At 34.1% G+C, this 12,473-nt stretch carries 15 protein-coding genes; 5 read left to right on the top strand and 10 right to left on the bottom strand.

Annotated elements, in window-relative coordinates:
* Positions 1 to 108 precede the first annotated feature (108 nt).
* Positions 109 to 1,068 (bottom strand): alpha/beta hydrolase, encoded by a 960-nt coding sequence (locus tag VB798_RS00075; protein ID WP_323254665.1) that lies wholly within the window; start codon positions 1,066 to 1,068, stop codon positions 109 to 111.
* Positions 1,069 to 1,180: 112 nt separating this feature from the next.
* On the opposite strand from VB798_RS00075, the gene VB798_RS00070 reads away from it, so the two are divergent.
* Entirely contained in the window at positions 1,181 to 1,900 is a 720-nt protein-coding gene (locus tag VB798_RS00070; RefSeq protein WP_323254663.1) for a tRNA1(Val) (adenine(37)-N6)-methyltransferase, read from the top strand.
* Between the two features lie 42 nt (positions 1,901 to 1,942).
* Positions 1,943 to 2,893: a glycosyltransferase gene (locus VB798_RS00065; RefSeq protein ID WP_323254661.1), complete on the top strand. Its 951-nt coding sequence runs from the start codon at positions 1,943 to 1,945 to the stop codon at positions 2,891 to 2,893.
* Positions 2,894 to 3,016: 123 nt separating this feature from the next.
* Here the strand turns inward: VB798_RS00065 and VB798_RS00060 are convergent, their stop codons facing one another.
* Entirely contained in the window at positions 3,017 to 3,382 is a 366-nt protein-coding gene (locus VB798_RS00060; RefSeq protein WP_323254659.1) for a hypothetical protein, read from the bottom strand.
* 275 nt (positions 3,383 to 3,657) lie between these two features.
* The gene (locus VB798_RS00055) at positions 3,658 to 3,882 is read right to left on the bottom strand and encodes a helix-turn-helix transcriptional regulator (protein ID WP_323254657.1); all 225 of its coding nucleotides are present in this window, start codon (positions 3,880 to 3,882) and stop codon (positions 3,658 to 3,660) included.
* Between the two features lie 866 nt (positions 3,883 to 4,748).
* Here VB798_RS00055 and VB798_RS00050 point away from each other — a divergent pair.
* Positions 4,749 to 5,432 carry a PAS domain-containing protein gene (locus VB798_RS00050; RefSeq protein ID WP_323254655.1) on the top strand — a complete coding sequence of 228 codons (684 nt, stop codon included), beginning with the start codon at positions 4,749 to 4,751 and terminating at the stop codon, positions 5,430 to 5,432.
* A 299-nt stretch (positions 5,433 to 5,731) separates the two neighbouring features.
* Here VB798_RS00050 and VB798_RS00045 read toward each other — a convergent pair whose 3' ends face one another.
* Positions 5,732 to 6,169: a GNAT family N-acetyltransferase gene (locus tag VB798_RS00045; protein ID WP_323254653.1), complete on the bottom strand. Its 438-nt coding sequence runs from the start codon at positions 6,167 to 6,169 to the stop codon at positions 5,732 to 5,734.
* Between the two features lie 189 nt (positions 6,170 to 6,358).
* Positions 6,359 to 7,147, bottom strand: a complete 789-nt coding sequence (locus VB798_RS00040) for a hypothetical protein (RefSeq protein WP_323254651.1) — start codon at positions 7,145 to 7,147, stop codon at positions 6,359 to 6,361.
* A 181-nt stretch (positions 7,148 to 7,328) separates the two neighbouring features.
* Between VB798_RS00040 and VB798_RS00035 the strand changes: the two genes are divergently transcribed.
* Positions 7,329 to 7,493, top strand: coding sequence for a hypothetical protein (locus tag VB798_RS00035; RefSeq protein ID WP_323254649.1), 165 nt, complete (start codon positions 7,329 to 7,331; stop codon positions 7,491 to 7,493).
* 56 nt (positions 7,494 to 7,549) lie between these two features.
* On the opposite strand, the gene VB798_RS00030 is transcribed toward VB798_RS00035, so the two are convergent.
* The 5 genes from VB798_RS00030 to VB798_RS00010 all read right to left on the bottom strand — a co-directional run bounded on the left by VB798_RS00030 (position 7,550) and on the right by VB798_RS00010 (position 12,083).
* Entirely contained in the window at positions 7,550 to 8,398 is an 849-nt protein-coding gene (locus VB798_RS00030) for a prephenate dehydrogenase (RefSeq protein ID WP_323254647.1), read from the bottom strand.
* 236 nt (positions 8,399 to 8,634) lie between these two features.
* A complete protein-coding gene (locus VB798_RS00025; RefSeq protein WP_323254645.1) occupies positions 8,635 to 9,807 on the bottom strand; it encodes a pyridoxal phosphate-dependent aminotransferase in 1,173 nt (390 codons plus the stop codon).
* A gap of 266 nt (positions 9,808 to 10,073) precedes the next feature.
* A complete protein-coding gene (locus VB798_RS00020) occupies positions 10,074 to 11,084 on the bottom strand; it encodes a glycosyltransferase family 2 protein (protein ID WP_323254642.1) in 1,011 nt (336 codons plus the stop codon).
* 328 nt (positions 11,085 to 11,412) lie between these two features.
* The gene (locus VB798_RS00015) at positions 11,413 to 11,862 is read right to left on the bottom strand and encodes a regulatory protein RecX (protein ID WP_323254640.1); all 450 of its coding nucleotides are present in this window, start codon (positions 11,860 to 11,862) and stop codon (positions 11,413 to 11,415) included.
* Positions 11,862 to 12,083, bottom strand: coding sequence for a hypothetical protein (locus tag VB798_RS00010; RefSeq protein WP_323254638.1), 222 nt, complete (start codon positions 12,081 to 12,083; stop codon positions 11,862 to 11,864). The genes VB798_RS00015 and VB798_RS00010 overlap by 1 nt, the downstream gene beginning before the upstream one ends.
* A gap of 200 nt (positions 12,084 to 12,283) precedes the next feature.
* Here VB798_RS00010 and VB798_RS00005 point away from each other — a divergent pair.
* On the top strand, positions 12,284 to 12,473 hold a 190-nt coding region (locus VB798_RS00005), incomplete at its 3' end, for a hypothetical protein (RefSeq protein WP_323254636.1).

Raw genomic sequence — 12,473 nt, 5'->3', positions numbered from 1 at the left:
GTTTTAGAGAAAAACTCGTAGTTTTAATCTATCAGCTTTCAGATGTCGGATTTCATACTTTTTCAGAAAAAATCTCACTGCTCATAGCTCAAGGCTCACAGCTCCAATTTACAAGCTATCAACAAATTCTACAACAGCCTCTACCATGCCTTTTGCAATTGGTAAATCTGGATTGGTATAAGTTTTTATATTCTCTGCTCTGTCGATTGGCGCATCTTTCAGCACATGATTCATTCCATTAATTAAGATTAATTTTGCTTTTGGTTGGGCTTTAGCTAACAGTTTCCCTTCGTTTTCACTTACTTGAATATCCGTTGTTCCTTGAATAATAAGTGTTTTTGCCTTTACTTTTTTGATTTCTTCCGTAGGCACGTACTTCAACCACGAAATCATATAAGGTTGAATACTTGGACGAAAAATCATATATACCGACATATTCTGCATAATTTTCGAAAACGTCTCTCCTCTTTTTAATCTTTCAAAGTTTTTCTTTACTTCATTCTTTGCAGAATCAGGCAAAGGTTGCTGTGCCATTTGTTCAATAATAATTTCATCAATGCCACGAGCTGGCCCAGCCAAAGAAATATAGCCATCCACAGGTAATTTTTGAACAGCAACCATACCTAACAATGAACCTTCTGAATGGCCTAAAACGGTAATTTTTGAAAAACGATTACTCTTTTTCAAAGTATCAATCCACTGCTGAACGTCTTGAATATAAGTTTCAAAAGTCAAATCACTTTCTTTCATCATCGAAGACGCACTTTTTCCTACGCCTCTTTTGTCGTAACGCAAAGAAGCAATGCCATTATTTGCCAAACCTTCTGCCAAAAGTTGATAAGATTTTGCCGTTACGCTCAAAGAACTGTTTCCGTTACGGTCTGTCGGGCCAGAACCTGCTACGATTAATACAACTGGTACTTTTTTCGTACTGTTGGGCATTAATAATGTGCCATCCAAAACGCCTTTTGTTTGTTTTAAAACAATATTTTCTTCTTGAGATTGTGCTACGAGCTGAGAAAATGATGAACAGAAAAATACAAGTAAAATAAAGATGGTGGTTTTCATAATATTGTTTTTTGATAGCGAAATGGCAATAACAAACCAAAGCATTTATATCAAAGCCTAATTTGTTGTAATTTTGATTTTCTTCAAAGATGCAAATTATCCACAAAATCTAATGTCAAAAAGTATAAACGGTTTTCAATTTAAGCAATTCTTGGTGCGACAAGACCAAACGGCGATGAAAGTAACCACCGATGCTTGTATTTTGGGAGCTTATACTGCACTTGAAAACGCTACAAAAGTTTTGGATATTGGCACTGGCACTGGCTTAATTGCGATGATGTTAGCTCAACGTTCAAAGGCGAATTTTTCAGCCGTTGAATTAGACAACAACGCTTATCAACAAGCGGTAGAGAATGTTCAAAATAGTATTTTCAAAGAGCAAATCAGGGTTTTTCATCAAAGTATCCAGGATTTTGCAGAAAACAATAAAGATTTGTATTTTGAGTTAATTGTCAGTAATCCTCCTTTTTTCCAGAATCATTTAAAATCTGAACAGGAAAAAAGAAATAAGGCTTTACACACAGATACGCTTTCTTTTGAAGATTTACTGGCTTCTGTAATCAAATTATTGTCGGCTGATGGTCGTTTTGTCGTTTTACTTCCTGCTTATGAAAGTAAAGTATTAGAAAATCTGGCTTTGCAAGAAGGACTTTATCCACACAAAAAATTACTGATAAGACATAGAAATGGGTCGAAAATATTAAGAATTATTACGACCTTTGGACTTACTGAAAAAGAAACGATTCAAGAGGAATTAATCATCCGAAATCTTGATGAAAGCTATACAGCACAATTTTCAACTCTTTTAAAAGAGTATTATTTAATTTTTTAAGCCGTACAACGGGATTCCATCCCGTAAATATATCATCACATCATGTTAGATATTTCTGTTATCATTCCCCTTTACAACGAAGAAGAATCACTGCCCGAACTTTGCTCTTGGATAGAAAAAGTAATGAAAACCCATCATTACAGTTACGAAGTAATCTTTGTAAACGATGGTAGTCGTGATAAATCTTGGCAAGTGGTGAAGGATTTATCCAGCAAAAATACTTTTGTAAAAGGTATTTCTTTTAGCAGAAATTACGGAAAATCTGCCGCTTTGCACGTAGGTTTTAAAGAAGCAAGAGGTAAAGTTGTGATTACGATGGACGCTGACTTACAGGACAGTCCAGAAGAAATTCCAGAATTATACCGCATGATTACGGAAGATAATTACGATTTAGTTTCGGGCTGGAAACAAAAACGATTCGACCCTATTACTAAAACGATTCCTACCAAATTATACAATGCGGCAACTCGCTCGATGTCGGGCGTGCATTTGAATGATTTTAACTGCGGACTGAAAGCTTATAAAAACGAAGTAATTAAATCTATTACACTTTATGGCGAAATGCACCGCTATATTCCTGTGCAGGCAAAATGGAATGGCTACGATAAAATTGGTGAGAAAGTAGTACAACACCAAGCCAGAAAGTACGGAACAACCAAGTTTGGCATTGAACGCTTTTTGTACGGTTTCTTAGATTTACTTTCTATTACTTTCGTACAGAAGTTTGGTAAAAGACCGATGCACCTTTTTGGCGGTTTTGGGATTTTGTTTTTCTTGATTGGAAGCTTTATTACGATTTACCTAATTGGCGATAAAATTTACGCCATTGCTAACCATATAAAATTCAGAAACGTAACCGACAATCCGCTTTTCTTTATGGCTTTGGTAGCCATTATTATCGGCGTACAATTATTTGTAGCAGGTTTTATTGGCGAATTAATGACCAGAAATTCAGAGAAGACTACAGATTATCAGATTCGGGAGAAGGTGTAGTTTGATATTATTATCATCAAAACGGTTAAATCTTTTTCCAAAAATCACAACAAGGTGTTTATATTCTTTACTAGGAACGGGTTTAAACCCGTTCCTAGTGAAATTTAAGCAAACCATTTAATATTAACGCAACTCTAAAACTTCAAATTCTGCTTGTTGATACTTTTGTATAATACTCTCAAAACAAGGAAAGCTTTTTTCTAAAAATGAAATAATCATGTGGTCATAACTTTTAAAAATAGTTATACTTCCAAGCATAATATTTTGATGTATTATTTTATCATAAATTTCTTCTTTGTCAATAATTTCAAGGATTTGTGCCCGATTATCATTTCTGATAACTATATCCCAACCATACGTTTCATTAATTGAAATGAATTGAGAGAACACTTCTGGTATTCTTTCCCAAGAATCACTTGAAATATTCCACACAGAATTTTCGGGAGTATTCTGAATTATATTAAATAGTAAATCTCTTTCTGTCAGCATTATTTTTAAATTTAATATCCATTACTTATATCATTTCTTCTTTATTCTCTGCAAGGCTTTTAATCCCATCTAACATTAGCCTTATGCCATTTTACGTCATGACGATTTTGATTAAAATCAAAAAACGGGACAAAGTCCCGTTCGTTAAGCTACTGTTTATCAAAATGGTAGTGGATTATAAAACTTTTTAAGTAAAGTGATTGAAATCATTATCAATCAAAGCTGGAGTTGATTTTAGAAACTTTAGTACTTCATATCATACTGTTTTCAGGATGCTACTTATCAATATTTACAATGATTCGTTCTAAAGAAATTCCTAAACCTTCAGATATTTCAAAAAGATAGTATAATGTTGGATTAATTTTTCCAGCTTCAAGTCGCTGGATTGACTGCTGGTCTTTCCCAATTGAATGGGCAAGCTGTGTCTGGGTGATTGACTTTTCTTTTCTAATCTCCCTTATTCTAACACCAAGTTTATTTAAAAAGTCCTCTTTTTTCATTTAAGAGTAAAGGAATGGGAGAAAACAAGAAAATTATACAACGTATTCGTTGTATTTATATTTATTTTTTATAATTTAGAGGTATAATAAACAATTTTCATAAAATACGCCCTTACTAACTGGCACCTTTGGTTTAAAGCTCCATCGCAACAGCTATCTAATTGATTGTAAAGCTTGTAAAGGGAAATATATTTATGTTTTTGTATGTTCCTATTTATTTTGTTATGACCTAATTTAGTGATACAAGTCGTTCTCATTATCACAAACACATCGAAAAATGTATAATTTATCTATTACCCATTGCTTACCTTTAGGAGTAGGTCTAATCTCTATTTTTCAAATATGTTCGCTCTCTTACTATTTTATCAGAAAAACAGAAACAAACCAATCTCCAAGCTGTGGGAACAAACTAAGCGGGGAGAGAATTAATCGTCCATTTCTGGTTAAAATATTCTTTTCAACGTACTTCAGCAATGTAAGATATTACAAGTGTTTTAATTGCTTCAAAAACTTTTTGATTACTTCTAATAATCATGAAAGTGATTTTAGAAAAAAGGTTACTTAACAGAAAGAGCATTCAGCATAATCTCCTGACCAATAGGACTGTTATATGTTCATTTACGGCTTTGACTATGTTGGGTTTTACTTCATTCAAATATTCTTATTTTTTTCCCGCCAACGTGTTAACATTTCAGGGTATAGCCAACAGCTTCCCTGAAGTGTCTTATAAATATTTACCTTTAAAACCTCATTGATAAAGTATATTAAGAGTCTGCTTAAACTAGTATTTAAGCCATTTATAAGGCAATTAACATACAAAAAATCTTTATTTCAATAAGTAATTCTAAAAATAACCCTATTTAAAAATGGAAACTACGAAGTTCTTTAGTCTAGATACCAATATTAGAAGTAAAATAATGAAACATGTACTTTACCACATGCCACTAGTAATCTACTTGTTTGATATACCCCAAAGGCGAAATATTTTTACTAACGAACATTATTATAAAGTAGTTGGCTATACTGCCGATGAACTTAATACACTTAGTGAAGACTGCTTATATAAAATAATTAAACCTGAAGATTTTAAAAGTTTAAAAAAATTCTACAAAGAATTAATAAATAACCCAGACAAGGATTTTCATGTTTTTATAAATAGATGTTTATGTAAAAATGGTTCATACAAATGGTTCAAAAACTGTATCACGATTTTAGAAAGAGGACAGTCTGGCATTCCCACCATTGCATTAGGTATTGCCTACGATATTACGGCCCAAGTAGAAACTAAACAGAAACTTTTTGAACAGATTTATAGTATAGAAAAGATGTCTTTCACGCTATCACACGAACTTCGTCATGAACACAGTAAGATATTAAGTATCCTCAATCTTTCAAAAGATAGAGAAATTTTAGACATAGTAGATCTCCAGTGGCTTACTAATTCAATCTATACTAGTTCTGAAAATATAGATAAATCCATTTATAGTATTTCTCAACAGTTACATTTAATAAAATCAGAGTTCATCACTCTTAACTCAATTAAATTATAAATAATCAATATCGAAAGTATCACAAAACGTAGTATTTTACTTTAAAATGATTTCTTTTTGAGAATAAATAATAGCATAATAAAGTAAACAAGCCATGAGCCATACAGACTCTACCGTTATCATCATTCAATTTTACTTTATGACTATTGCATCAAACAAGATGACCGTTACACCGAACAAGATGACTATTACATCAAACAAGATGACCGTTTAATCAAACAAGATGCATATTGCATCGAACAAGATGATCATTTAATCGAACAATATTGACTTAAATAACAACGGGGTGGAATCCCGTTTTACAATTGTTTTTTCATTTTCCAATGCGGTATTTCGCCGAAAAGTAAATAGGATTCTGCATAGATTTCATAGCCTATCGCTTTATAAAACTCAAGGGCGTTGATGCGGGCATCAAGGATGATTTCTTCTAAGCCTTTTTCTTTCCCTAAATCTTCTAAATATTTCATCAAAAATTTCCCTACTCCTTTCCCTTGTGCATTGTTGGCTACTGCCACACAGCGTACTTGTCCTTGTGTAGCCGAATTCATTTGTAAGCGAGCAACGCCCAGCAATTCATCCGTTTCAACATCAACTGCCATTACATGATGGGCTTGATCTTCGTCGGGCAATACTTCACTTCCTTTTTTTTGGAGCCACGGTTCACGCAAGATTGTAAAGCGTAAATCATAATATTGTTCCCATTCTTGGGCTGTATTGGGTATTTTGGCGATGAGCATTTTTTTAGCTTTAAGCCTAGAGCAATGAGCTTTGAGCTTGTTTTATGATTTAAGTTATTAACCTGAGTCTTGAACTATCAGCTTTGAGTGATTCAACTTTCACTTACTGTAAATGTGTGTTTAACAATGAGAAAGAGAGTTTGTAATTTAAAGCTCAAGGCTTGTAGCTCAATTCTCATTGCTAATAACTTACAACTCTGTTACTTCTCCAGACACGCCTAATTCTGAAAAGAGACGTTGCCAGTACGTTGAAATAGCTGGATTATTAATTTTTCTGGAAGCCGTTGGTTCAAAAGGTTTGGCAATAAAGATTTGAGCCATGCTAATATTGGGCAAAGTTGCTTGCAAACGTGCGGCATCTTCTCTTGCCCAACCAACAGCCGAAGCATCATCTACAGGAGGGGCTTGATGAAAATCACGACGGTTAGCCCCTTTCATACTTTCAACCATATCTGAAAGGAAATAGGCTTTTACCGTAAAACCTTTACCAATTTCATGGTCAATCAAAGGCAAAGCGGCTAAAACATCAGTACTGTTTTTACTTGAAGAAGGATTGAGTGACGTTAAGTGATTAATCACTACTTTTTTGAAAATACTACGTTCTTTACTGATGTCCATTTCAAATTCAGTCTTTTGTGCTTCGGCATCCGTAGCACTTGCTCCCTCAGCAATTTCCATTTCAGAACGAGCAACCAAGGCTGCTACTTTGGCTTTTGCCGTATTTTCGTGGATAAAAAATACTTCAACTTTATCTCCTTTGGTTTTGATATTTTCGTCGATTAACTGATTGATAATCTTGGTGTATTTTTCATAGATAAATTGTTTGTTTGGGTCAACACTGACAGATTTATCAATGAAAATCATTGAACAAGTTTTACTTTCATCAACAGCATTTTCGTATTTGGTAGCAGGGCTAGAACAGCAAAAAAAGATAGTAATGGCAATGATAAACAAAAAATATTTCAACTTATTTTTCATGGTTTTTCGGGTTATGATGTGCGATAAAGGCAGTTAAAAGCTTGATTTAAGCTTAGTTATTTAAAACATTTGCAAAATAATCAGATTTGTCTTAGAATCCATCATTCCACTAAACTTATCCTTTATCAATATGTTATTATCTTTGTGTCATCGTTCTATTTTGAATTAATTTTAACGAATCATGAACAAGAATCAAAAAATATTTCGCTGGGTTTTTATCATTTTCACTTTGTTGATGGCAGGTTTAGCCATACAAATGGGCATGAGTACGACTGCTCCGTGGAATAAGAAAAAGAATAAAACAAAGATTGAAATCGGAAGCGACGCAAGATTATTTTCTTTCTAAAACAAAAAAGACTTTCCAAGTTAAATTCGGAAAGTCTTTTTATGATTGAGGAACAATTACTTATTCAAAATTCGCTTAATATCATTGGCTTGTGTAAGATACTCTCCAAATTTATCATAACTCCCTGAAATCATTAATCCTTTGAAAGTCAACAAAGTAGTAATATAAGAATCAAGCACGTCGATGATGTTTTCTTGATTTTGTCGGAAAATCGGAATCCAAGTTTCTGGACTAGATTTTGCCAAACGAACCGTTGATTCAAAACCTGTACTTGCCAAATTGAAAATACTTTCTTCATCTTTCTCTTTCGCCAAAACAGTTGAAGCCAAAGCGAACGAACAAATATGTGAAATATGTGAAATATAAGCCGTATGAATATCGTGAGCGACAGAATCTAAATAAGTAATTCTCATTTTTAAACCTTCGATATACATTTTCTTGATTAACTCTACCAATTCAGGTTTTGAATCTTCAATATCACAAAGTACACAGTTTTTACCATCAAAAAGATGTCTAATCGCTGCTTCTGGACCTGAAAATTCTGTTCCAGCCATTGGGTGAGTCGCCACAAAATTGCCTCTGTTCGGATGATTTTTCACTGCTTCAATCACTGCCTTTTTGGTAGAACCCACTTCAATTACTACTTGGTTTTCAGTAATCTGATTCAATACTTCTGGCAATAAAGTCAACAAAGCATCTACTGGCACAGCCAAAATAATAATGTCCGATTGTTTTACGGCATCTTGCAAAAGAGCCACACGGTCGATAAGCTTTAATTCTAAAGCTTTAATAATATGTTCGGTTTTGTTATCGACACCAATCACTGTATCAGCAAAACCATTTTCTTTTAAACTCAAAGCCATCGAACCACCAATTAGCCCAAGTCCAACTACTGAAATAATCATAATTTTGTATTTGGCTTTGAGCTTTAAGCTTTGAGCAATGAGCCTTGAGCTGTCGGCTTTGAGCCTTTATTTTTAAAATTCTTTTTTATAATCTTTTATACTAAAAGCTTTCAAGTAATTTCTCTACTACTTCTTACATCTTGTATCTCAAAATCCTAAAGTCTTATATCCTTCAATCTTAAAGTCCTAAAATCCCAAGTCTCGTATCTTGCATCTTGACTCTTGCTTCTACAATCTTAAAGTCCTAAAGTCTTATAGTCCTTTATCCTCCCAATCGCCTGCTCAAAAACTGATACTTCAGCACATAAAGAAGTACGAATGTAGCCATCTCCAGCCGAGCCAAAGATTCCGCCAGGAGTAATGAAAACACCCGATTTTTCAAGAATCTCATCCGATAATTCAAACCCTGTTTGATAATTGGCTGGAATTTTAGCCCAAACAAACATTCCAGATTGATTTTTATCGTATTGACAGTTTAACAAATCCATCATTTCAAAAACCTTCTGCTGACGTTCACGATAAATAGCATTCAATTCATCAAACCAAGACGAAGGATTTTCTAAAGCCTTCACCGCTGCCATTTGCAATGGTAAAAACATCCCAGAATCCATGTTTGATTTAAAACGTAAAACAGGATTGATAAACTCAGACTTTCCAACCAAAACACCCAAACGCCAGCCAGCCATATTATGCGATTTCGACAATGAATTAAGTTCTAAAGCAACTTCTTTCATTCCTTCAACGGCTAAAGCACTTTCAGGGTCATCGTTCAAGATAAAACTGTAAGGATTATCGTTTACAATCAAGATATTATTCGCTAAAGCAAAATCTCTTAATTCTTCAAAAAAAGCTTTATTAGCTTTGGCGCCTGTTGGCATGTGCGGATAATTTACCCACATCAATTTTACTTTAGATAAATCTTTTTCAGCCAATTTTTTCAAATCAGGCAACCAACCATTTTCTTCCGAAAGGTCATAATCAACCACCGTAGCCCCCGTCAATAAAGAAGCCGCACGATACGTTGGATAACCCGGATTTGGTACTAAAACTTCGTCGCCAGCTTCCAAATATGCCATCGAAATGTGCATTACTCCTTCTTTTGAACCAATCAAAGGCAATACTTCATCCACAGGATTTAAGCTTACTCCGTATGCATTTTGATAGAAATTAGCAAAACCTTCACGCAAGGCAGGAATACCCACATAGCTTTGATAGGCATGGTTTTTAGGGTTTTCTGCTGCTGTTGCCAAAGCTGAAATTGTTTCAGCAGAAGGCGGTAAATCGGGACTACCGATACCCAGATTCAACACATCAATACCTGAAGCACGCATCGCTGCGATTTGTTTTAGCTTGGTCGAGAAGTAATACTCCTGCACCAAATCCATTCGGGAAGCTGGTTTTACATTCATTGGTTAAAAGCCTTTTCGTACTTGGAAGAAGGCACAAAAAAAACCGACTTTTTCAAGTCGGTTTGTGTATATGTATTTTTTGATTTTCAAAAAGATTAGTCAAAACACAACCGACTGCTACTGTGCGTAGTAGTAATAATAAGTACGGTATGTGTTCGCTGAATTATTCATGACTTCAAAGGTAATGTGATTTTTTTATTTTGACAAGAATTTGTTTTGGGAATTGGAAAAATGGTAAAACTTAATCGCTCATTTTTCAATATTCATCACTTCCTAAAACGATTAATCGTTTTCACCAATACTCTTTTAGTACTTACTTTAACGGTATTAATGGCTGAAAGCACTTTTGTCTTTGGCTTCGGTGTTAAAGAAACATTATAGTTTTCTAACAAATGTTTTTTGGCTAATTCTTCTGAATTCCAATAAATATCTGCATTTGAATAGGCACTGATTCCATTTCCTAATGAATTAAAAGGCGAATGTGTGGCAAAATCTTCAAGTCTATGATGTTTAAAAACATAACCTTGATTTACCATCTGATGAAACCAAACTGTTCCCCAATCATTTCCGCCCCAGCCTGCGGCAAAAGTAACATTATTACCTTTGGGCAATGAGCTTTCACGATAAATGGCTGTACTAATTAAAGCGGCATGTTCATTTAAACGACATTCTGGAAGTGGATGAATTTTATCTTCATTGATTAATCGCATCGTTACTTCCCTTCTTGGAATATCATGACGATTCATCATTTCAATTAATTCACTCTTTGTAGGCTTGTATTGGTCGAAAGTGCTAGACTTACATTTGTTTTCAAAAGCAGCTGGACATACCCAACATTGACCAATCGCTCCTGTTCCCGCCAGTTTCTCAGGTCCTTTAGCAAAAGTATCTAACATTTTACCCACAGCATCGTCGTGAAAAAGGCAATCGTTATGAATTACTAATACATACTCTTGATCAGACTGCTCGAAGGCATATTGATAAGGAATTTGGTAGCGATACTTAGCGTCATTCCGAGTTCTCTCAAAATCTAGTTCTCCCAAATTATAAAAGTATTTAGGTTTGAAATAAACTATTGGCTCATCTTTCAGCACTTGCTTCAATAGGTACATTCCATTAGAATCCTTTTGTGGTTGATTTTTTTCTACCGTAACATAGATTTTATTAATGTGTTCTCTACTGTACTTAAGTAAACTTTTAATGGCTAAAATTGTGTGATAGGGTTTACCATATAAGCATACGCTTACATCTACTTTCTTTTTTAAATTACTACTCATCGAAAAAACTGTATTAAGTGTATGTATGATTTAAAATGAATTGTGATTTCATTATCTCTCGTTTCATAGTGGTATAAACAGAGACAATAAAGTAATTTTTGAGCAGAGCTTGCTTGAAAGTAATTGTGGTAATTACTTCATTGCTAAACGCATGTCTATTGTAATTTCCTGATGTCAGGTACTTTGATATGACTTTATTTTGGAAGTTTTCTAATCATGTAGATACTAAGAATATAGAACTTCTTTTGTTTAATCACGGAGTTGAAGTTAATATTGATTTTAATATTAATGAACTAAAGAAGATTATTTTTTCAAAAAAGATGTTTCTTCACGAAAGATTTTTCATCAAATCAAACACCAAATCCGATTCAAAACCTTTACTGAGTGCATAACTTAATAGTTTTTGTTTACGTTTTAATGGATTGCTTTCTTTGATTTCTTTCGCTTTTTTTTCAAGAAGGTCTGTTAATGTTTGGAGGTAATCTTCGTCCTCAATTTCACTCATTCCTGCTTTTAAACAGTACTCCGATACGCCACGCATTTTTAATTCTTGCCGAATTTTCAATCTTCCCCAACGTTTCTGACGGAATTTACTGCCTGCAAAAATTCTGGCAAAACGTTCTTCATTGAGGTAATTATTCTCAATGAGCCAAACAATCATCTCCTCCGCCTCATCGCCTTCTACTTCCAACTCAGCAAGTCGTTTTCGTACTTCTTGCTGCGTGCGTTCTTGATAAGCACAAAAGTTAGCGGCTTTCACAAGTACTTCTCTGTTCATTATCTTCTACTATTTTTTACTTTCTTTTCTTTGCCAAAAGAATCCTTCGCCACATAAATTACTCTGCTGATTAATCCTACACCAGCAATACCGCCAAAAAGTAGCATCATGATAGTTTTTTCATTCAATCCAAAATCTAAAAGACTTGTTAAAGCCCAAACTAAAACCGCCAAGAGCATCAAACCAGCCACAGCCAATAATATATATGCGATATTTTTCATGTTAGAATTTTTATGCGTTCCTACAAATTTCGTGGATAGCTTTTAAATGTTTTTATTATCAACTATAAATTTCGGGTATATGTTGAAAATATTTGAATCTCCATTCATTCCCTGACTAGTTGGAAACCAATTAGGAGAATGGAAATAGAACATTGTCTCATCCTAAAAAAGCTTGACAGTATTAGCTAACCTTTAGCACAATGTCTTTATCGAGCGAATCTTCTTTTAATACAACTTTAGTTTCTTCGTCTTTCGAGCAACAGGATGAGGATTTCACTTATGAAGTGGCTTTTCGTCGTTGGTTAGTTCGAGAACTTGAGGAGCAGCGATTAACGCCTGCTCAAGCTATCGAACGTTTCAATTTTCATCCTGTTTCTGGTTATGCTTTAA

Origin of the sequence: Arcicella lustrica, assembly GCF_034930985.1 — a bacterium.
Taxonomy (GTDB): domain Bacteria; phylum Bacteroidota; class Bacteroidia; order Cytophagales; family Spirosomataceae; genus Arcicella; species Arcicella lustrica.
The sequence above is the reverse complement of the archived record's forward strand: the minus strand, read 5'-3'. Positions and strand labels throughout refer to the sequence as shown.

Bases quoted from the DNA above. Each gene is read 5' to 3' on its own strand.
- VB798_RS00035 (WP_323254649.1), top strand. From the start codon at position 7,329: ATGAACAAGAATCAAAAAATATTTCGCTGGGTTTTTATCATTTTCACT.
- VB798_RS00050 (WP_323254655.1), top strand. From the start codon at position 4,749: ATGGAAACTACGAAGTTCTTTAGTCTAGATACCAATATTAGAAGTAAA.
- VB798_RS00045 (WP_323254653.1), bottom strand. From the start codon at position 6,169: ATGCTCATCGCCAAAATACCCAATACAGCCCAAGAATGGGAACAATAT.
- VB798_RS00025 (WP_323254645.1), bottom strand. From the start codon at position 9,807: ATGAATGTAAAACCAGCTTCCCGAATGGATTTGGTGCAGGAGTATTAC.
- VB798_RS00030 (WP_323254647.1), bottom strand. From the start codon at position 8,398: ATGATTATTTCAGTAGTTGGACTTGGGCTAATTGGTGGTTCGATGGCT.
- VB798_RS00055 (WP_323254657.1), bottom strand. From the start codon at position 3,882: ATGAAAAAAGAGGACTTTTTAAATAAACTTGGTGTTAGAATAAGGGAG.
- VB798_RS00040 (WP_323254651.1), bottom strand. From the start codon at position 7,147: ATGAAAAATAAGTTGAAATATTTTTTGTTTATCATTGCCATTACTATC.
- VB798_RS00060 (WP_323254659.1), bottom strand. From the start codon at position 3,382: ATGCTGACAGAAAGAGATTTACTATTTAATATAATTCAGAATACTCCC.
- VB798_RS00070 (WP_323254663.1), top strand. From the start codon at position 1,181: ATGTCAAAAAGTATAAACGGTTTTCAATTTAAGCAATTCTTGGTGCGA.
- VB798_RS00075 (WP_323254665.1), bottom strand. From the start codon at position 1,068: ATGAAAACCACCATCTTTATTTTACTTGTATTTTTCTGTTCATCATTT.
- VB798_RS00010 (WP_323254638.1), bottom strand. From the start codon at position 12,083: ATGAAAAATATCGCATATATATTATTGGCTGTGGCTGGTTTGATGCTC.
- VB798_RS00020 (WP_323254642.1), bottom strand. From the start codon at position 11,084: ATGAGTAGTAATTTAAAAAAGAAAGTAGATGTAAGCGTATGCTTATAT.
- VB798_RS00015 (WP_323254640.1), bottom strand. From the start codon at position 11,862: ATGAACAGAGAAGTACTTGTGAAAGCCGCTAACTTTTGTGCTTATCAA.
- VB798_RS00065 (WP_323254661.1), top strand. From the start codon at position 1,943: ATGTTAGATATTTCTGTTATCATTCCCCTTTACAACGAAGAAGAATCA.